General features: G+C 64.2%; 21 protein-coding genes and 1 tRNA gene. 10 read left to right on the forward strand and 12 right to left on the reverse strand.

The annotated features are described in order from the left end of the window. Positions 1–561: 561 nt before the first annotated feature. The 4 genes from murA to galU form a co-directional block, all read right to left on the reverse strand. A complete protein-coding gene (gene murA, locus NEI07_RS06815) occupies positions 562–1,857 on the reverse strand; it encodes a UDP-N-acetylglucosamine 1-carboxyvinyltransferase (RefSeq protein WP_256033591.1) in 1,296 nt (431 codons plus the stop codon). Further along, the gene (locus tag NEI07_RS06820) at positions 1,857–2,063 is read right to left on the reverse strand and encodes a hypothetical protein (RefSeq protein WP_256033593.1); all 207 of its coding nucleotides are present in this window, start codon (positions 2,061–2,063) and stop codon (positions 1,857–1,859) included. Before NEI07_RS06820 ends, murA begins: the two co-directional genes overlap by 1 nt. A gap of 52 nt (positions 2,064–2,115) precedes the next feature. Then, positions 2,116–3,336, reverse strand: coding sequence for a beta-ketoacyl-[acyl-carrier-protein] synthase family protein (locus NEI07_RS06825; protein ID WP_256033595.1), 1,221 nt, complete (start codon positions 3,334–3,336; stop codon positions 2,116–2,118). A 173-nt stretch (positions 3,337–3,509) separates the two neighbouring features. Continuing rightward, a complete protein-coding gene (gene galU / locus NEI07_RS06830; RefSeq protein ID WP_256033597.1) occupies positions 3,510–4,394 on the reverse strand; it encodes a UTP--glucose-1-phosphate uridylyltransferase GalU in 885 nt (294 codons plus the stop codon). Between the two features lie 217 nt (positions 4,395–4,611). Between galU and galE the strand changes: the two genes are divergently transcribed. The 3 genes from galE (at position 4,612) to NEI07_RS06845 (ending at position 6,478) form a co-directional block, all read left to right on the forward strand. Then, the gene (gene galE, locus NEI07_RS06835; protein WP_256033599.1) at positions 4,612–5,619 is read left to right on the forward strand and encodes a UDP-glucose 4-epimerase GalE; all 1,008 of its coding nucleotides are present in this window, start codon (positions 4,612–4,614) and stop codon (positions 5,617–5,619) included. A 229-nt stretch (positions 5,620–5,848) separates the two neighbouring features. Beyond that, the gene (locus NEI07_RS06840; protein WP_256033601.1) at positions 5,849–6,316 is read left to right on the forward strand and encodes an SRPBCC family protein; all 468 of its coding nucleotides are present in this window, start codon (positions 5,849–5,851) and stop codon (positions 6,314–6,316) included. Positions 6,317–6,401: 85 nt separating this feature from the next. Then, positions 6,402–6,478: transfer RNA gene (locus tag NEI07_RS06845), tRNA-Arg, on the forward strand. A 10-nt stretch (positions 6,479–6,488) separates the two neighbouring features. Here the strand turns inward: NEI07_RS06845 and NEI07_RS06850 are convergent. Both NEI07_RS06850 and NEI07_RS06855 read right to left on the reverse strand, forming a co-directional pair. Continuing rightward, on the reverse strand, positions 6,489–7,277 hold the full coding sequence (locus NEI07_RS06850; RefSeq protein WP_256033604.1) for a bestrophin-like domain: 789 nt from the start codon (positions 7,275–7,277) through the stop codon (positions 6,489–6,491). Between the two features lie 57 nt (positions 7,278–7,334). Further along, the gene (locus NEI07_RS06855; protein WP_256033606.1) at positions 7,335–7,535 is read right to left on the reverse strand and encodes a DUF2905 domain-containing protein; all 201 of its coding nucleotides are present in this window, start codon (positions 7,533–7,535) and stop codon (positions 7,335–7,337) included. An 11-nt stretch (positions 7,536–7,546) separates the two neighbouring features. Here NEI07_RS06855 and NEI07_RS06860 point away from each other — a divergent pair, with 11 nt between their 5' ends. Both NEI07_RS06860 and NEI07_RS06865 read left to right on the forward strand, forming a co-directional pair. Further along, the gene (locus NEI07_RS06860) at positions 7,547–7,822 is read left to right on the forward strand and encodes a hypothetical protein (protein WP_256033608.1); all 276 of its coding nucleotides are present in this window, start codon (positions 7,547–7,549) and stop codon (positions 7,820–7,822) included. Between the two features lie 287 nt (positions 7,823–8,109). Then, positions 8,110–8,793: an alpha/beta hydrolase gene (locus tag NEI07_RS06865; RefSeq protein WP_256033611.1), complete on the forward strand. Its 684-nt coding sequence runs from the start codon at positions 8,110–8,112 to the stop codon at positions 8,791–8,793. 98 nt (positions 8,794–8,891) lie between these two features. Here NEI07_RS06865 and NEI07_RS06870 read toward each other — a convergent pair whose 3' ends face one another. Continuing rightward, positions 8,892–9,650: a class I SAM-dependent methyltransferase gene (locus tag NEI07_RS06870; protein ID WP_256033613.1), complete on the reverse strand. Its 759-nt coding sequence runs from the start codon at positions 9,648–9,650 to the stop codon at positions 8,892–8,894. A 106-nt stretch (positions 9,651–9,756) separates the two neighbouring features. On the opposite strand from NEI07_RS06870, the gene gloB reads away from it, so the two are divergent. The 3 genes from gloB to NEI07_RS06885 all read left to right on the forward strand — a co-directional run bounded on the left by gloB (position 9,757) and on the right by NEI07_RS06885 (position 11,912). Further along, positions 9,757–10,533, forward strand: a complete 777-nt coding sequence (gloB, locus tag NEI07_RS06875; protein WP_256033615.1) for a hydroxyacylglutathione hydrolase — start codon at positions 9,757–9,759, stop codon at positions 10,531–10,533. Beyond that, on the forward strand, positions 10,530–10,985 hold the full coding sequence (locus tag NEI07_RS06880) for a cupin domain-containing protein (RefSeq protein ID WP_256033616.1): 456 nt from the start codon (positions 10,530–10,532) through the stop codon (positions 10,983–10,985). The genes gloB and NEI07_RS06880 overlap by 4 nt, the downstream gene beginning before the upstream one ends. A gap of 90 nt (positions 10,986–11,075) precedes the next feature. After that, complete coding sequence (locus NEI07_RS06885) at positions 11,076–11,912, forward strand: DUF5765 domain-containing protein (RefSeq protein WP_256033617.1); 837 nt, start codon at positions 11,076–11,078, stop codon at positions 11,910–11,912. On the opposite strand, the gene NEI07_RS06890 is transcribed toward NEI07_RS06885, so the two are convergent. The 4 genes from NEI07_RS06890 to NEI07_RS06905 all read right to left on the reverse strand — a co-directional run bounded on the left by NEI07_RS06890 (position 11,913) and on the right by NEI07_RS06905 (position 17,202). Further along, positions 11,913–12,911, reverse strand: coding sequence for a 5-oxoprolinase subunit C family protein (locus NEI07_RS06890; protein WP_256033618.1), 999 nt, complete (start codon positions 12,909–12,911; stop codon positions 11,913–11,915). After that, complete coding sequence (locus NEI07_RS06895; protein WP_256033619.1) at positions 12,908–13,639, reverse strand: 5-oxoprolinase subunit B family protein; 732 nt, start codon at positions 13,637–13,639, stop codon at positions 12,908–12,910. The genes NEI07_RS06890 and NEI07_RS06895 overlap by 4 nt, the downstream gene beginning before the upstream one ends. A gap of 5 nt (positions 13,640–13,644) precedes the next feature. After that, positions 13,645–14,421: a LamB/YcsF family protein gene (locus tag NEI07_RS06900; protein WP_256033620.1), complete on the reverse strand. Its 777-nt coding sequence runs from the start codon at positions 14,419–14,421 to the stop codon at positions 13,645–13,647. A 519-nt stretch (positions 14,422–14,940) separates the two neighbouring features. Next, the gene (locus NEI07_RS06905) at positions 14,941–17,202 is read right to left on the reverse strand and encodes a sensor histidine kinase (protein ID WP_256033621.1); all 2,262 of its coding nucleotides are present in this window, start codon (positions 17,200–17,202) and stop codon (positions 14,941–14,943) included. Between the two features lie 329 nt (positions 17,203–17,531). On the opposite strand from NEI07_RS06905, the gene NEI07_RS06910 reads away from it, so the two are divergent. After that, the gene (locus NEI07_RS06910) at positions 17,532–17,888 is read left to right on the forward strand and encodes a phasin (protein WP_256033622.1); all 357 of its coding nucleotides are present in this window, start codon (positions 17,532–17,534) and stop codon (positions 17,886–17,888) included. A gap of 107 nt (positions 17,889–17,995) precedes the next feature. After that, positions 17,996–18,370: a phasin family protein gene (locus NEI07_RS06915; RefSeq protein WP_256033623.1), complete on the forward strand. Its 375-nt coding sequence runs from the start codon at positions 17,996–17,998 to the stop codon at positions 18,368–18,370. Positions 18,371–18,429: 59 nt separating this feature from the next. Here NEI07_RS06915 and NEI07_RS06920 read toward each other — a convergent pair whose 3' ends face one another. Continuing rightward, positions 18,430–19,272, reverse strand: coding sequence for a shikimate dehydrogenase (locus tag NEI07_RS06920; protein WP_256033625.1), 843 nt, complete (start codon positions 19,270–19,272; stop codon positions 18,430–18,432). Between the last annotated feature and the right edge of the window lie 5 nt (positions 19,273–19,277).

The raw sequence follows: 19,277 nt of genomic DNA on the forward strand, positions 1-19,277 counted from the left end.
GACGCCAAAATAACTTATTATATTTCGGCCCTTCAACGATTTCTGAAAAACACATCCCACGGAGAAATGACTCCGTGACGGCGACTTTCTTACATATGAGAAGAGTTCAACTTTATTGCCATTCCAAAGATATGACCATGGCTTCGCGCGATCAAAACATTCATGAAGAATGGAGTCTTGGTTAGCGCGGTAAGATTTACAGATCGAATAAAAATCGTCCGCCTGAGCGTAACTGGGCGAGCCTTGCAGCAGTAAGGCGAGGCCGGACCAAATGACAGAAGCGCGCGTCATCCGGTAGAACCAGGGATTAATTCGATCTCCCGGCATGCCAAACCACTCCTTCAAAAAGGCTAACAAAAATAGTTCAACCATCGTTCATAAACGCTGTAAGCGGGCAGCTTACGCGGCACCGGTAGCGACCGCGCAAGCTCATTCACGCAGCCGCTAGAGATGCGCAAGCAATGCAATTGCGCCCAGCAACCCAGCCATTGGCGCAGAACAATTTAGGGATTGGAACGCCGCACGCCACCATGAACTACCGTCGCTATGGCCGTCCGCCCCTCACCCCGCCGCGGTGACTCGCTCGATTTCCGCGCCGCAGCCGCGCAGCTTCTTCTCCAGGCGCTCGAAACCGCGATCGAGATGATAGACTCGGTTGATCGTCGTCTCGCCGCGCGCGGCGAGCGCCGCAATAACGAGCGAGACAGAGGCGCGCAGATCGGTCGCCATCACCGGCGCGCCATCGAGGTGATCGGCGCCCGTCACGATCGCCGTATCGCCTTCGAGCTTGATACGGGCGCCAAGCCGCGCAAGCTCCTGCACATGCATGAAGCGGTTCTCGAAAATCGTCTCGGTAATGCGGGAAACGCCCTGGGCGCGAGTCATCAGCGCCATGAACTGCGCCTGCAGATCGGTCGGGAAGGCCGGGAACGGCGCCGTCGTGACATCGACCGGCGAAATGCCGGCGCCGTTACGCGTTACCCGCAGTCCCTCATTCGTCTCGGTGATGCTGGCGCCTGCCTGCGCGAGGGCGTCGAGCCCCGCTTGCAGAAGATCGGCGCGCGCACCGGCGAGCAGAACGTCGCCCCCGGTCATCGCCACCGCCATGGCGTAAGTGCCGGCCTCAATGCGATCGGGCATCACGGCATGTCTTGCGCCATAAAGCGAACCCACGCCCTCGATCTCGATCGTCGACTGGCCGGCGCCCTTGATGCGCGCTCCCATCTTTATGAGGCAGTCGGCAAGATCGACGACTTCGGGCTCGCGCGCGGCGTTGCGCAGCACGGTGGTTCCGCGCGCGAGCGACGCCGCCATCAGCGCCGTATGCGTGCCGCCGACCGTGACTTTGGGAAAGTCGATCTCGGCGCCGGTGAGACCATTCTTCGCCGAGGCGACGACGTAACCATTTTCGATGTCGAGTTTGGCGCCGAGCTTTTCCAGCGCCATGAGCAGCAGATCGACTGGCCGCGTGCCGATGGCGCAGCCGCCCGGCAGCGACACGCGCGCCTCGCCGCAACGCGCGACGAGCGGCGCGAGCACCCAAAAGCTGGCGCGCATGCGCGAGACGAGATCATAGGGCGCGGTGGTGTCGACGATCTCACGCGCGGTGAGCTGAACGGTGCGGCCGGCGTCGACGGACTCGCCGGTGCGCTTGCCGGCAATGGCGTAATCCACGCCATGATTGCCGAGGATGCGCTCGAGAAGCATCACGTCCGCGAGGAGCGGCATGTTGGCGAGCGTCACGGTTTCGCGCGTCAGGAGCGATGCGATCATCAACGGCAAGGCGGCGTTCTTGGCGCCGGAAATCGGGATCACGCCATTGAGCCTGGTCCCGCCGACGATCTTGATCTTATCCATCACCCCTCGCTGTCGGTTTTCGAGTCCCCGCCGTGTTTCGCTGGCGCCTGGTCCCGCAGCGCGCGTTCGCGCGCCTTGCGACGGGCAAGATTGGCGCGCAAGGCGGCGGCAAGCGCCGCCTTCTTCTTCGGCTCGCCGTTAGACTTCGGGCTAAAATCCGCCCCTTTTGGGGCGCCGCTCCTGCCCCCCTCGTCGTTCTCTGTCATCGCGGTCGACTGCCCCTTTGCAAAACTACTGCGATTCTAGGGCTCTATCCGATCAAGTCATCGCCCGCACGGCGAGCGTGGCGTTGATGCCGCCAAAGGCGAAAGAGTTCGAGAGCGCGACGCGAATCGGCATTTGCCGCGCGACATTGGGAATGGCGTCGACAGCGCATTTGGGGTCAGGCTCAAGGAAATTGATCGTCGGCGGCGCGATCTGATCGCGCAACGCGGAAATCGTCACGACGAGCTCCAGCCCGCCGCTTGCGCCGAGCGCATGGCCGTGCACGGGTTTCGTTGACGAAACCGGCGGCGGCGCGTCGCCGAAGACGGCGCGCATCGCCTGCGACTCGGTGATGTCATTGGCGTAGGTCGCGGTGCCATGGGCGTTGAGATAGTCGACGTCGCCGGGCTCCAATCCGGCGCTGTCGAGCGCAAGCCGCATGCAGCGCGACGGGCCTTCGACATCGGCGCGCAGCGGATCGAAAGCGTCGCTCGTCGTGCCATAGCCGGCGAGTTCGCAGAGCGGCGTCGCGCCGCGCGCCAGCGCGCCTTCCAGCGTTTCCAGGATGACGACGGCGGCGCCTTCGCCAAGCGTCATGCCGTTGCGCTTTTGCGAGAACGGGCGGCACAGATCCGGCGTGAGAACGCGCAGCGCCTCCCAGGAGCGAATCGAACCATTGATCACGCAGGCTTCGGCGCCGCCGGCGATGGCACGATCGGCGCGGCCGGCGCGCAGCATTTCAAAGGCTTCGCCGATGGCCTGCGCCGCCGAGGAACAGGCGGAGGCGAGCGCGAAGGTCGGTCCCTTGGCGCCGTAGCGCATGCCGAGAGTCGTCGGCGCGGCGCTAGGTATCAGGCGCGGCACGGTCAACGTATCCGGACGGCCGTCGAGCTTATATTCGAGATAGGCGTTATTATCGATGGTCGTGGCGCCGCCGATGCCGGTGCCGATGATGACCGCGGTGCGCGGCCCGCCGACCGCCTTGCGCTCAAACCCCGCCTGCGCCAGCGCCTCGTCGGCGGCGACAATGGAAAATTGGGTAAAAGGATCGCAATAGGGGAGCAGTTCGGCTTCGATATGCGTCGCCGGATCGAAATCCGGGACCTGCGCGGCGATCTTGATTCGCCCCACATAGGGGCGCTCCGATCTCAGCGGGCGCACGCAAGACACGCCGTCACGCGCCGCGCGCCACAGCGGCGTCGCGCCAACGCCGGCGGCCGACACCGCGCCCATTCCGGTAATGACGATTCTGCGCGCGGCGCCTTGTTGCGGCATCAGTGTTCAATCCCCTGCTTGCTTTCAACCACGCGCGGCCACGCGCCGATCTTAAGAATCGTTTGAAGGTTTAATGACTGGCGCGCCGGCGTCAAACGAGGGACCGCGCCACAGACAAAAGCCGCCTTTTGCTCAAGACGCCCATAAACCACTGTCTTTTTTGGATATACACTCTAATCGAGCATCTTCTTCAGCTCGGCGCGCAGGCCCTCCGCGACGTCCGGCCGCGCCAGGCCAAAAGCCACATTGGCCGCGAGAAAGCCAAGCTTCGAGCCCGTGTCATAGGTGCGTCCGTCGAAGCGCACGGCGTGGAAGGGCCGCGTCTTCGCAAGATGGATCATGGCGTCGGTGAGCTGAATTTCGCCGCCAGCGCCTTGTTCATGCTTTTCGAGCAGCCCGAAAATTTCCGGCTCCAGAATATAGCGACCGGAAATGATGAAGTTGCTCGGCGCCGTCCCCTGCGGCGGCTTCTCGACCATGCCGGTGATTTCGAACGTCGCGCCGTAATCCTTGCCGCGCGCGACGATGCCGTATTGATGCGTCTCTTCCGGTTTCACTTCCTCGACCGCGATGATATTGCCGCCATGTTTTTCGTAAGCCGCGACCGCTTCTGCGAGACAGCGCGCGCTTTTGCCTCGCGCGGGAAGCGTGATCATGTCGGGCAGGAGCACCGCGAAGGGCTCGTCGCCGACGATGTCGCGCGCGCACCATACGGCGTGGCCGAGGCCAAGCGGCGCCTGCTGGCGGGTGAAGCTCGTCGCCCCCGCGGCTGGCAGGTCCGACATCAGCGCTTCATATTCCTTGGTCTTGTTGCGGCGGCGCAGCGTGTCCTCAAGCTCATAGGCCATGTCGAAGTGATCTTCGATGACCGCCTTGCCGCGCCCGGTGACGAAAATGAAATGCTCTATTCCGGCTTCTCGCGCTTCGTCCACGACATGCTGCACGACCGGACGGTCGACGACGGTCAGCATCTCCTTCGGCACGGCCTTGGTGGCGGGCAGAAAGCGCGTGCCGAGACCGGCGACGGGGAAAACAGCCTTGCGAATGCGTTTGCTCATGGATGGGCCCATTGAGAGATGAGACGACGAAGGGGTGATAGCGGCGAATTGTTCCGGAATCGACTCGCCGCGTGACCGAGGGAAGCGTCTTCAAGCCGGGCCGCTTAGCACGATTTGGCTGGATCGTAGAGTTCGCGACACGAACGGCGCAAAAGACTTGAGGCGTTCAGGCCTGCGGCGTTAACATCAGTCGAAGATACAAGAGGAAGATTGCGGCATGACGGTTCTGGTTACGGGCGGCGCAGGTTATATCGGCAGTCATACGGTTCTCGAACTGCTCGACGCCGGTGAACCTCCGCCGGTCGTGCTCGACGATCTCTCGACCGGCTTCCGCTGGTCGGTTCCCGAGGGGACGCCGCTCGTGGTCGGCGATTTCGGCGACGCGGATCTCGTCGCGGATTTGATCGAGCGCCATGCCATTGATGAGATCATCCATTTCGCCGCAAAGATCGTCGTTCCCGATTCCGTCGCCGATCCTCTCGGCTATTATCTCAACAATACGGCGAAAGCGCGCGCGCTACTCGCGACGTCGGTGGCGCATCGCGTCAAACGCTTCATCTTTTCTTCGACCGCCGCCGTCTACGGCGATCCTCTGCATAATCCTGTAACCGAGGAAGAGCCGCTCAAGCCGGTTTCGCCCTATGGGCGATCGAAGCTCATGGTCGAATGGATGCTGGAGGATACGGCGCGCGCGCACGGCCTTGCCTATGTCGCCCTGCGCTATTTCAACGTCGCCGGCGCGGATCCCAAGGGCCGCTCGGGGCAATCCACGCCGAACGCCACACATCTCATCAAGGTCGCCGTTCAGACGGCGCTCGGCCTGCGTCCAAAAATGCAGGTCTTCGGCGACGATTACCCGACGCCCGACGGCACCTGCGTGCGCGACTATATCCAAGTCACCGATCTCTCGCGCGCCCATCTCGACGCCTTGCGCTATTTGCGGGGCGGCGGCGCCCCGCTCGTCGCCAATTGCGGCTATGAACGCGGCTTTTCCGTTCTCGAAGTGATCGAATCGGTGAAGCGGGTTTCGGGCGTTGATTTCGACGTCGAGATCTCCCCGCGCCGTCCAGGCGACCCTGCCGCGATCGTCGCGGCGAACGAACGAATCCGCCGGACGCTCGGTTGGACGCCGCAGCATGACAACCTCGACGAAATCGTTCGCCAGGCTCTGGAGTGGGAAAAACGCCTGATGGCGCGCGGCGCGCTGATGGCGCGCGGCGGCTGATGCGTCCATTAAACGCTTAAGCTGCTTACGCTCCTCGCGGCCATGCAGCATTTGCAGTCTCTGGAGCAGAGCGGGCTTCTGACAAGCCGAACGACAGGGCGCATGCGCACATGCCGCATACAGCCAAAAAGATTCGACGCCGCCCAGGCGTGGCTCGCGCGGCAACGCGCACACTGGGAGGCGCGCTTCGATCCTTTGGACGCGTTCCTGGAGAAAGGCGAGGAGAAGGATGAGTGAGAAAAAACTCGATCTTGAAATTTCGCGCTTCGTGGCCGCACCCCGTGAGCGTGTTTGGAGGGCTTGGGCCGACCCTGCGTTATTGAAAGAATGGTGGTGCCCGCGACCCTGGACAACCGAAGTCCGCGCCTTTGATTTTCATCCGGGCGGCGCCTTCCACACGTTCCTGAGAGGGCCGGATGGGGGAGAAAGCGACAATCCGGGCTGCTTTCTCGACATCGCGCCGCAGGAGCGCATCGTCCTGACGTCAATGCTGCTTGGCGGCCGGCGTCCGGCGTCGCCATGGCTCGCATTCACCGCGATCCTGACCATGGCCGACGAGGGCCCCGGCACGCGCTATGTCGCGCGCGTCATGCACAAGGACGACGCCGAATGCCGACGCCATGAAGAGATGGGATTCTATGATGGCTGGGGCGCATGCATCACGCAGCTCGAGGAAGTGGCGCGGAATATTTCCTGAGGAAGAAATGAGTCCTCTGGCGTTGGCCGGAGGGCGCATGGCGTCTTTTTTCTCCGACGCGCTCTATGCTAGAGAGGGGCGACGCGGTCCCGTAGCTCAGCAGGATAGAGCAGCGGTTTCCTAAACCGAAGGTCAGGGGTTCGAATCCCTTCGGGACCGCCAGAAGCGCGCCTCAGCGCGCCTCCGGGAAGGTCGCCAGCACCGCTTCAAGCGGCCCTGAATCGACCGTCATGCCGCCGTTAAATGGATTATCCATCGCGGCGATCAGAAAGATCACCGAGCCGAGAAACAGCGCCATCGCGCCGCTCAAGATCAAATGGACATGGAGCTCCATGTCAAAGATGCATATCAGGCCAAGCAACAAAAAACCGCCGAGACAGACCACCAGCCACAGCTCCTTTGGAATGCCATTCGCGCCGGCGGCGATGAGATAGCGGCGATGTTCGACAAGCGTGTTCAGGCGACTGAACGTCTCGGTCTGAACGATTTCCTCGCTTTTCAGCTTGGCTTGAAAACTCATCACCTGCGCGAAGAGCGCCGTCAATCCAGGCGAACGTGAATGGGGGTCCTGAGGAACATTGGCTGGCGGATGGACAGCGTCGATCGCCTCGCGCGCATAGTTGCGCAGATCGTCCTGAAGCTCGCTCCGCGTCGGCTGTGGAAAGCCGTCGAAATCTCGGTGAAGCGTGGCGATCGTCAACGCCTCCTTAGAGATGATGTCCTGAACGTTAGAAAAATCCTGATAGGCCTCGACCGCGAGCAATCCCAACAAAATTCCGTAAAGCGTCGAAAAGGCGGCCAACGTCAACCCGATCATTTCATTGGCGTTGCGACGCCCATGCACCCACCGATGCGCGAGCCGATTGAAAAGAAAAACGCCGAGCCACGTTACGGCGACCGAGCCGAGGCAGAACAGAGCGGCCATTTGCGGGACGGACAAACTTTTAAACGACTGCGGCACCGGCGCCTCCTTTTTCGGCGGCATTAGGAGACGACCGCGTCAGCATTGTCAAAAGGCTCATCGATTAAAAAGCCACAACAGCAGACTAATGACGACGCTCAAAATGAGCGACGTGGCGAGCGGGAAATAGAATTTAACATTGCCACGCTCGACGACGATATCGCCCGGCAGGCGCCCAAGGCCAAATCTCTCGCCGACCATCCACAGAAGGCCGAACCCGACCATGACGAGCCCTGCAATGATGAGAAACTTGGCCATAGGGTCAGCCTTTGATCACGTTCCCGATCGGTGATGTCCATCCTCATTGCTACTTCGCGCGTTTTGAGAAAATCGCCAGCAGCGCCGGGGCGTTGTCCACCCTTGCCGTTTCAGGTGACACATTGTCGCAAAGCCAGGAATCTCAGCGCGCTGCGCTTGACCAGGCGCGTCGTCGACGTGTAGGTGCCGGCGAATGGTTCGACGTCATTGCATCGCCTGCGGCGAACGGACGCAATCGAACTGACGGCGCATGGCGCGGCTCTTGCGGGAACCTGTTCGAGACGTAAGCCGCGCGACGCTCTGCAAAGCAACCGTCCCACTGAATGGATCGCTCCTGATGCGATCGCCGGCGCGCAGCGTTTGCGTGCGACTATGAGGGTTTTCATGAGGCCTGATCACATTTATCTCGCCATGACCATGGTCAAGCACAGCACGCTGGCCGCCGCTTGCATCTATGCGTTCAAGATCGTCTCGTTTTTCGTCAAGACGCTATAGTTTCGCGCGCCGTTGCGCCGGCGCCGCGCTTCGCGCATAAACCTCGCCACGCATCGATGCGACGGAAGGGCGCAGGTTCATGGCGGCGATTGATGGTCCAAGAGTGCAGGCGCGTTCCGGCAAGCCAAAGCAGCTCGTCGTTTTTCTTCACGGCTACGGCGCCGACGGCGCTGATCTCATCGAGATCGGCCGCCAATGGCGCGCCTTCCTTCCCGACGCCGATTTCGTCGCGCCGCATGCGCCCGACCGATGCGCCGCATCGCCGACCGGACGACAATGGTTTCCGCTCACCATGCGCGATCCCGAAGAGCGTTGGCGCGGCTGCGTGGCGGCGCGGCCGACGCTCGACGCCTTTCTGGACGCCGAACTCGCTAAGCGCGGATTTGACGATCGCGCGCTGGCGCTGGTCGGATTCAGCCAGGGCACGATGATGGCGCTCCATACGGGTCTGCGCCGCAAGCGCGCGCCGCGCGCGATTCTCGGCTATTCAGGAATCTATGTGCTCGGGCCGGCGCAGGCGGACGAAGCGCCGCTGGCCTATGAGAAACCACCGGCCGTCCTTTTGGCTCACGGCGAAGAAGACGAAATGATCCCGGTCGAGGCGCTGCTCATGTCCGCCAATGCGCTCGCCGACTCCGGCGTGCCGACCCAATGGCACCTCTCGGCGCGGCTCGGCCACGGGATCGACGAAACCGGATTGATCCACGGCGCCCTGTTCCTGGCGCAGTCCTTCGGCGTCGCCGTCGAACTTCGCCGACGGTGACGCGCGAAATTATCGGGCGTGAAGACGATTTTGCCGACGATCGCAATTGTCGCCCCGTCGCATAGGCGTGCGACGGCTCGGCGTTTTGGCGCAACGCTCTAACTTATTCCTTCCAGCCCCGCCTCGGCGCCGGCCGGCTCCATCGCCGGCTCAAGTTCGATCGGCAGGCGACGCACGGCGCGGCGCATAACCGGGCGATAGAGCTGCTTCGTCGCCTCGACGATATGCACGCCGCCGCCGGGCAGCGAGAAGCGGCCGGCGATACGCTCAAAGGCCGGCGCCGAGCGCAGCAGCGAAGCGCGCTGGAACGGCGGCACATAAAGCGCCTCGTCCCAATAGAGCGGCAGAAACTGCGCCGCCTGCAACAATTGTTGCAGCTGGCCGCGCGAATAGGGGTGGCCCTGTCCAAAGGGCGTCGTGTCGACGCGCGCCCAAAGCCCCGTGCGGCTCGGCGCGACGATCAGCACCCGGCCGCCCGGCGCGAGAATACGCCAGACCTCTTCGAGGAGATCATGCGGGTGTTCGTCGGTCTCGAGCGCATGCACGATCAGGATGCGATCCATGCTGGCGTCGGGCAGCGGCGTCATCGACGGCTCCACCAGAGCTGAGGCGGAGCGTCCGTCGACCGGCCAATGGACGACGCCCTGGGTGGCCGGCATAAAGGCAAGAACCCGCTGCGCTTTCTCGCGAAAATCGTCGAGATAGGGGGTCGCGTAGCCAAGGCCGAGCACGCGCAGGCCGGCGTGGTCCTGCCAGCGCGCGCGCACCAGTCGCGACACAAGGCGGCGGGCGACCCCGCCCAACGCGGTATCGTAAAAAGCGCGCAATTCGACAACGTCGAGCATGGCGCGGATCATCGGCGCAATCGAGCAATGGCGCAAGGCGCTGCAATCGTTCGCACGTCGCAGTCGCGTTTTTTGGCGAAGCGCGTTTATGGTAGGGACCGCTCGAGGAGACAGCCTGATGGCATTGGAAGTCGCGCAGTTCATCTGCCTCAACGATAATTTCGGCTTGCTCGCTCATGAGCCGGAGCTCGGCGCGACCGCGAGCGTCGACGCGCCCGACGGCGAAGCGATCGCCAATGAGGCCGAGCGACGCGGCTGGCCGCTGACGCATTTGCTTTTGACCCATCACCATGCTGATCACATTCAGGGAACGCAGACGCTCAAGGCGCGCTTTCCGCGCATGAAGGTCATCGGCGCCGCCAAGGACGCGCACCGCCTCCCGCCGCTCGATCGCGCGGTTTCGGAAGGCGATATCGTGGAAGTCGGCGAGGCGCGCGCGCGCGTCATTGAAACGCCGGGCCATACGCTTGGACACATCGCCTATTATTTCGGCGACGATGAAATTGTGTTTGTTGGCGACACGCTGTTCTCGCTCGGCTGCGGCCGCGTTTTCGAGGGCACCATGGACATGATGCATCTCACGCTCGAAGCGCTCGCCAATCTGCCCGGCGAAACGCGCGTCTACTGCGGCCATGAATATACGCAGGCCAACGCCAAATTCGCGCTCACCGTCGATCCGGAGAACTCAGTGTTGCGCGAGCGGGCGCGGACCGTCGCGGATCTGCGCAAGGAGGGGAAATTCACCCTGCCGACGACGATCGCGCTCGAAAACGCCACCAACCCCTTTCTGCGGGTCGAGGACCCGAGCGTGAAGGCCGCGATGGGCATGAAGGGCGCCGATTCTTTCGCCGTCTTCGCGGCGATGCGCGAACGCAAGAACAGCTTCGCCGCATGACCAACGGGCTTTCGACGCAGGAGGTCGTGCGGCTTCTCGACCTCTCGCCCCATCCCGAGGGCGGCTTTTATCGGCAGACCTTTCGCGATTTATTGCCGGTCGGCGGCGCCCGCGCCGCCTCGACGGCGATCTACTATCTGCTCCCGGGCGGCGAAATATCCCACTGGCATCGGGTCGACGCCGCCGAAGTCTGGCACTTTTACGCCGGCGCGGCGCTGGAGCTTAAGATCGCGGCGCAGGGCGCCCCCACCGAAGTCCTGCGCCTGGGCGCCGGGCTCGCGGCGGGCGAGCGGCCGCAAGCCGTGGTCCCCGCAGGCGTTTGGCAGTCGGCGAGGAGCCTCGGCCAGGGGGCGAGCGAATGGACCCTCGTCGGCTGCACGGTCGCGCCGGGCTTCGAATTCGCCGGCTTCGAGCTGGCGCCGGCGGACTTCGCGCCCGACTCTTTGCCTTGAACGCAAGGGCTTTTCAGCCCATCGGGGGCTTTGACCGACCCGGCGGATAGTGTATCGGGTCGCAGACAATAAAAATGAGGAAATGTCCGAATGTGTTGGAGTGGAGAGGCGTCAGCGGTGTTGGCGACGGCGGGGATCGCCGGCGCGGCCTATTCGGCGCTCAAAAAGGACCCCGAACCGCTCGCCCTCTGGGTCTGCCTTCTCTACTTCGCCAGCATGGAGTCGCTTCAGGCGGTCGCCTACTCGGTCTTGAACCAGTGCGACTCGCCGCTCAATCAATTGATGACCATGTTTGGTTATCTCCACATAACATTCCAGCCCTTCTTCATTAACGCCGTCGCGCTCTATTTCATGCCCAAGGACAGCGCCCGCATCGTCGCGCCCTGGGCCTATTTCGGCTGCTTCGTCGCGGCCATCGCCATGCTGCTCCAGCTCTATCCCTTCGCCTGGGCGGGCCACTGCGCCGCCGGACGGCCGCTGTGCGGCGACATGCTCTGCACGGTCCGCGGCGAATGGCACATCGCCTGGCTGCTGCCGACGAATGGCATTGGCAATTCCATGGTCGACAACGCCTATCTTGGGCGCGGCTATATCGAATATCCGCTGATGGCCTTCTACATCCCAGCGCTCTTCGGCAGCTGGCGCTTCATCCTGTTCTCCTGGCTTGCCGGACCGTTTCTTGCCGGCCTGACGACGAGCAACATCAATGAATGGCCGGCGGTCTGGTGCCTATTCTCGATCGGGCTCGTGCTCGCCATCATCAAGACGCCGCTGCGCTATCATCTGCATGTCGGCGACCCGTGGTGGATGATGCTGATCAAATGGTGGAAGCGGCGCAAAGCGGCGGCAAAGGCGGCCCTCGCCGCGACGGCGCCGCCGGCCGCGCCCGTCGCTCTCCTCACCGAGGTCAAAGAGCCGGCGGAGTGATCAGTCTCGCGCGTTGACGACGCCGCCGACGAGATTTTCCGCCAGCAGCGACTCGGTGGTCATCTCGGCGCCTAGAGGCTCGCGCGTCGCGCCGGCCTCGATGGACGCAAAATAGGCGCGGCGGGCGGCGACCGCCTCGTCCCAATCCACGGCGCGGAAGGACAGGTCTTCGCCGGGACGCAATTGCGCCAGCCGGCCGAGATCCGCCCCGATGATCGTCGCGATTTTCGGATAGCCGCCGGTCGGCTGTCGGTCCGCCATCAGCGCGAGCGGCGCGCCGTCGCCGGGAATCTGGATCGCGCCCATGGCGACGCCGTCGGAGACGATGTCATGTCCGCGCCAATGGCGGATCGCCGGCCCTTCGAGTCGATAGGCCATGCGATCGCTGCGGGCGCCAATGCGCCAGCGTGCGCTCAAAAAGGCCTCGATCTCCTCCGACGCGAAATAATCCACCTGAGGCCCGAGAACCAGGCGGATCGGCGCGTCGCTGGACGTCAGCCAAGGCGCCGCCAAGGCCAGCGGCTCGAGCGGCGCCCCCGCCGCCTCGGCGAGCGTCAAGGCGTCGCCGGCGGCGAGCGGCTTGGGACCGATGCCGGACCGGGCGTGCGTCGCGCGCGAACCCAGCGTGGGCGCGAGATTGAGCGTTCCGCCGACGGCGACATAGCACCAGGCCCCTGACCCGCCCGCGCGCAGCGCGAGCCGTGCGCCCTCGGCAAGCGGCAGCAGGCACGCCGGCGGCATGGGCCGCCCGTCGAGCCGGATGTCGAATTCGCCTCCCGCCACGGCGACGCAAAGCGTCGCGCCTTCCGCCCGCAGCGTCACGCCCCCGAGCGAAACTTCGATTGCGCAGTCAGCGCCGGCGGCGCGCGTCGCGGCGCGATAAGCGCCAAGATCCATCGGCCCCGCGGGCGTGACGCCGTAGCGCGACAGTCCGAAACGGCCCTCGTCCTGAATGGTGACGCCAGGTCCGGCGGCCTCGATCAGCAGCCGCGCGCTCAAAGCAGCGTCTCCTGCCGCGCCACCGTTTCGCCGGCGCAGGCGCGCGCATCGAGCGCGAGGAACGTCTTGGCGTCGATCGGCTCAAAGCGCACGGCGTCGCCTGGCGCGACAAGAAAAGGCGGGGTGCGGTCCAGTGCGAACATGCGCTCGGGCGTGCGCCCGACGACATACCAGCCGGTCGGCATGGGACGAGCGGCGATCAGAGAGAGCGCGCCGCCGATCAGCGTGGCGCCCGGCGGCGTCGGCCCGCGGGGGCTGACGCGCCGCGGGATCGCGAGCGCCTGAGGCAGTCCGCCGAGATAGCACCACCCCGGCGCGAAACCATACATGTAGGCGCGATAGTCGGCGCCGGCGTGCAGCTGCGCGATGGAGTGCGCCGTTTGCCCGAGCAGCGCGGCGGCTTCGCCAATATCCTCCGCGAATTCGGGATCATAGCAGCAGGGAATGGTCCAGCGCGCAGCCGGCTGCGCCGCCTCAACGCCCGCAGTCCCGATCAGAGCTTCGATCGCCGCAATGAGCGCGGCGCGCGAGATTTCGAGCGGCTCGTAGCGCAAGAAGAGCGCGCGGTAGGTGGGCGTCGTTTCGCGCAGGCCGGCCGGCGGCGCGGCGCGAAGACGCTCGTCCAGCGCCAGCACGCGCGCATTGACGGCGGGATCGACGCTGTCGCCGAATTCCACTGAGAGCGCCGCCTCGCCGCAATCGAGAAAGCGCGGCGTCTCATAGTCCATCGCGATCACGCTCCCGCGAAGGCGCGCAGCTTCCAGCCGTCGGCTTCGAGCGCCGCGCGCAGGCTCCGGGCCATTTCAACCGCAAGGGGCGAATCGCCGTGGACGCAGACCGAGTCGATCTGCGTCGGCAGGAGTCCGCCGCTAATGGTTCTCAAACCGCCGCTGGCGAGCATGTCGCGCACACGGGTGCTGGCGATTTCTATATCCTCGATCACCGCGCCTTCTTGCGATCTCGGCTGCAGCCGTCCGTCGTCCATATAGGCGCGGTCGGCGAAAATTTCATTCACGACGCGCAGCCCCGCGCGCGCGCCGGCGAGCGTTTGCTCGGAGAGCGCAATCGCGAGCAGCGCGAGCGACGCATCGACGCCGCGGACCGCGCGGGCGATGGCGTTCGCGACATCGGCGTCGCGCTCGGCGATATTGGCGAGCGCGCCATGCGCCTTCACATGCGTGATCCGATGTCCGCTCAAAGCCGCGAGCCCCTGCGCCGCGCCGAGCTGATAGGCGACCGCGCGCTCGATTTCCCGCGCGCTCATCGGCAAACTGCGCCGCCCGAAGCCTGCGAGGTCTGGAAAGGCGACATGGGCGCCGACGGCCACTCTCTTTTCTTTGGCGTGCGCAAATGTCGTCGCCATAATGTCGGGATCGCCGGCGTGGAAGCCGCAAGCGACATTGGCGCTCGTCACGATGTCGAGCATGGCGTCGTCGTCGCCCATGCGCCAATGGCCGAATCCTTCCCCGAGGTCGGCGTTAAGATCGATGGCGCGAGAGGCGGAAGTCATGAAAAATGCGAGTCGCCTTTGAAGAGGGGCCGCGAGATTGGCGCAACCGCGCCACGGCGGCAATGGCCGACGCGCGGTCAGTCCGCGCGCCGCAACTTCCATGGGCCGATGGCTTTAGCGCCGCGATTTCAGCCGTGCCAGGGCGATCCGATGCAGCAAAGATCGGCACAGACCCGCACAAATAGGACAAGGCGGCGCTTGACAAAGACTGTGCCCTTTGGTGAAGCTACATCGCGGCGAAGCCGGAAAAAAAAGCCACTGGCTGGCTTAATGTGGGAGGAAAAAATATGCAGTATCTTATCCCGGGACTCATGCTCGCTATCGTCGTCGGCGGCGCTCTCGTCGCGATGCGGATCGGCAAGTAAGTTCAAGAAAGCAGGACGTTTACGTCCCATACGGTCCGTTGGCGGGCAGCTGCTTGGCCTGAGCGCCAGCGGTATTACGCCAACGGACCGAGCTGATTTGGTTCAGCTCTAGCTTGCCGCAGCGGCGAGCAATTTCCCCATTACCCCGTTTGGACTACTCCGCCGCGAGCGCTTGCGGCGGCGGAAACGCGATTTCGATCAGCGTGCCCTCATTGTGACGGCTCTTAATGCTGAATGAAGCGTGATTCGCCTCGATCAACGCCTTTGTCAGCGGCAGTCCGAGCCCCGTTCCGCTCGCCTCGCGTGAGGCGCCAACCCGTCGGAACGGCTCCAAGGCGGTTGCGACATCCGCCTCCGACATGCCGACCCCAGTATCTTTGACGCGGATGACGACAGAGCCGGCGTCGTTCAGCGCGCTCGACACGATGACTTGTCCGCCAGGCTCGTTGAACTTCACCGCATTCGACAAAAGATTGAGAAGAATCTGCTTGAGCGAGCGCGCATCGGCGCGCAGCGGCGGCAGGCCAGCGGCAAGCGCGAGACGCATGACGACGCGGCCCTGATTGGCCTGGGCCTGCATGATCGACGCGCATTCGGCGATGGCTGCATTGGCGTCAACGCGCGAGAAGGAAAGCTCCATCTTGCCAGCTTCGATCTTCGAGAGATCCAAAAGATCGTTGACCAGGGATAAGACATGCGCGCCGGAAGCGCGGATGTCTTTCAAATATTCCTTGTAGCGAGGAGAGCCGATCGGCCCGAGACGCTCCTCCATCATTACTTCCGCAAAACCCATGATGGCGTTCAGCGGGGTGCGAATCTCATGCGATACGCGGGTCAGGAAATCGGATTTCGCCGCATTGGCGCTTTCGGCGGCAAGACGCGCCGCTTCAAGCGCGCGATCATCCGCCGATGCAGCCTCCCAAGGCTCGGCGGAAACCAACATCACCGGCTTTCCATCGACGCAGACCCGGCGCAGGATGAGATCGACAGGGAAGCCGCCGCGCAGCGGCGCTGTCGTCAGCGACACGCGCGCGGGGGCGTGCGGCTGGGCGTCAGAAAAACCCTGACGGACGATTTGCGCGTCGGATGGGCTGAGAAGAGACGTCAGATTGCGGCTCTCAAGCGCTGGCGCCTCCATCGCGAAGCAAGCCGCGAACGACGCGTTGGCTCTCATGACCATCCCGTCGGCCGCCACGATCGCAATCGGCGCGCGCGAGAGCTCGAAAGCCGCGCCAAGCAGCGCGCTCTCGGACTTCGCCCGCGCAAGCTTTTCTTCGAACGCGCGCGCGAGCGCCAGAGCGCTTTGCTCCGGGCCCGGCGCGATGAGCTCGAGATTGCGATGCGTCGGCGCCGCTCGCTCATCAGCCTCGGGCTCAGACGGCGCGGCGGACTCCGCGGCGGGGATGACGAGATCGCCTTCCGTGAGCGCCCGCGCGATTTCGTCAAACGCCAGGCGTTCGCTCGAACTGAGCGCCTCTCTCACATCGACGCGCGCCGAAGCCGGCGCGCGCAGCATCACGACATTGTCGCGCGGCGGCTCGAAGGCGCTCTCCTCAGAACTCGAACCGCAAGCGGTCGCCGCAGCGGGTTCGGCGGCTCGTCCGCGATCAATGTGCAACACGCCATAGCCCTGATAGCCGAGAAACCGCCCCGCAGAATCCGTCATCTGCAGAGCGCCGAGCGTCGTCGGCACACATCCGGCATCGCCTTCCAAGGGCCACTCGACCTCGACGCCGCTCCACGCGCGGCGCGAGGCGACGGCGCGGGCAAATGCGGCGTCGAGCGTAAGGGCATGCGTCGCATCCTGCACTGAGCGGCCGAGGATGTCGGCGGCCTTTTCGCCCACCACGTCGGCGAGCGTGTGGGTCACGTCGGTGAACCGTCCTGCCGCGTCGGTCTTCCATAAAAAGCGCGGCGAACGCGCGCCGTGTCGCGCCGCAAGGCGGCGGCGGAGGGCCGCCGTCGCGTCGCTGACCCGCGCTTCAGCCGAAGCGTCGGCCAAGCGCCGGTCCTGAGCTGGCGAATCTGCGCGCAGGCCAAGCGCCGCGATAACGAAACAGTCGCCGCTTTCCACGGCGAGGCTGCGGCAGAGAAAGGTGACCGGTTGCGCCTGCGCGACAGCACGAAAGCGTAGCCGCTCGAGACGAAGACCGGGGCGGCGGCGCAGTTCGCCGACAAGCTCGGCCAGACGTCGTGGCCCTGGATCGTCGCCGCGAAACAGCCGCTCGGCGAGGCCGCCGGCGTCTGCGCCAAAGACGGCGCGCGCGGGCTCGTTCAGAAACGCAATGCGCAGGGGATCGCCGCTCGCCGCGATAATCGGCGCGCCGGAGGCGTCAAGCGCGGAAAAAACAGGATCGGCCGCCACGCAAGCGGCTGCTCGCGCGTCTTCCTCGAGGTCCTGCTGCGAACCGCCCATTGCCTACCGCCTCAACCGACGGTCTCGCTCGCCGCGCGCTTCCCAGGCGTCTCGTCGGCTCGACGCTAACGGATGAAAGCAAATTAGTCGCCGCCGCGCGCAAGGTCTATGATCGTCGCGCGTTTTTCCTAGTATTTCTACGCTTCCAGCACTTTCGTCCCCGATCAGCGCCTCCGCCCTCGATCTGCTGCGGCGCACAAATTTGTTGCAATGCAACATCAAATCGGGCAATATGACTGAGCGCCGGATCGCCTTGGGGCCGGGCGCGGCGCGGGTTACAAATGGTTTAGCGCGGGGCTTGTTTGATTTTCACCGCACGGAGGTGCGCCATGGTCGAAGCTGTCTATCAAATTCCCACTGAAGTCCGCGATTTTGCGGAGAAGAGCGTCGAACAGGCGCGCAAGGCCTTTGAAGGATTCGCTGGAGCCGCGCAGAAGGCGCTCGACACTTCGGCGGACCTTCCGTTTGGGCTGCCGAGCGCAAAGGACGTTAGCGTCAAGGCCCTGTCTTTTGCGGAGGCTAATGTCAACGCGGCCTTCGATCTGGCCCAGAAGCTCGTCCACGCCAAGGACCCGCAGGAAGTTTTCAAGCTTCAGTCGGAGTTCGTGCAGGCGCAGCTGCGCGCGATTCAGGAGCAGACCGCGGAGCTTGGCGCGAGCCTTCAGCGCTCGACGACGAAGTCCTAACCGGGAGAAGCTCAATGGCCAATCCGCAGAACGGTTCCCCCAAGCCTAAGGCCCCCGAAACGAAACGCCCTGCCCCCAATGTTCCGGAGGCCGAGGCGGCTCAGACGGTGAGCAAAGCTGTCAGCGACGAGCCTTCGCCCGCCGCCGTTGAAGCGCAGACGCCGGTGTTTGCGGCGGCTCCATCTACAGCCCTCGCGATCTCCGAACCGCCAAAGCCCGCCGAAAGCGAAGCCGATGGATTCGACCCTGCCCTCTGGCAGAAGAAGTCCATCGATCTCTGGGCGGAAAACGCCACAGCGTTCCTCGACTTCGCCGAACGGCTCGCCAACGCCAAGACGATCGACGAGGTGACGACTCTTCAGTCGCGTTTCGTGAGCGACCGGCTTGACGCGCTGCTGCGGCAGTCGACCGAATTGATGACGCTCGCGCAACGTCTGCTGAACTTTTCCATCGCGCCGATCTACGGCGCGCGCGCGGCGTAACGCTAAAATTGAGTTGATGTAAGAAGAGCGCCGCGGTCGATGTCGCGGCGCTCTTTCTTTTATAGCGTTGCGACGATCATGGCGCGCAGCGCCGGCGTCACGTCCGGCATCACGCCGGTCCAGTCGCGAAACGCCGGGCGCGCCTGATACAGCAGCATGCCGAGCCCATCGACGGGAGTCGCGCCATGTTTGCGGGCGGCGGCCAGCAACGGCGTCTCCAGCGGCGCATAAACGATATCGGCGACGAGCGCCGATTTTGGCAATGCCGCGAGCGACAGATCTAGCGGCGGTTGGCCGACCATGCCCTGGCTCGTCGCGTTGACGAGAAGTCCCGCTCCGGCGAGCCCCGCCTCGCGTTCTTCCCAGCGCAGAGCCGACACGCGCGGGCCAAAGTCGGCCGCGAGAAGTTCCGCGCGCGCCAGTGTGCGGTTGAACAGACGAATCTCGCGCGCGCCCGCCTCAAGCAAGCCGTGGACGATCGCGCGCGCGCCGCCGCCGGCGCCGATGATAACGCAGGGCGCGCTCTCGGCGCGCCAAAGGGGCGCCGCCTCATAAAGCGACGCGATGAACCCATAGCCGTCGTAATTGCGGCCGCTCAAAGCGCCGTCCTTTTCGACGACAACACAGTTGACCGCCCCGATTCGCGCCGCCGATTCATCGACATGATCGAGAAACTTTAGCGCCGTTTCCTTATGCGGAATCGTGAGATTGCAGCCGGCGAAGCCGAGCGCCGGCATGGCGCGCAACGCCGCCTCCAGCCGGCCGGGCTCGACCGGCAGCGGCGCGTAGCAGCCCTCGAGTCCATATTGCGCGAACCAGTGATTATGGATTTTCGGCGAGCGCGAATGCGCGATCGGCCAGCCCATGACTCCGGCGAGAACAAAGCGATGGCCGTTCGTCATATTCT

The organism is Methylocystis suflitae (genome assembly GCF_024448135.1).
GTDB lineage: Bacteria > Pseudomonadota > Alphaproteobacteria > Rhizobiales > Beijerinckiaceae > Methylocystis > Methylocystis suflitae.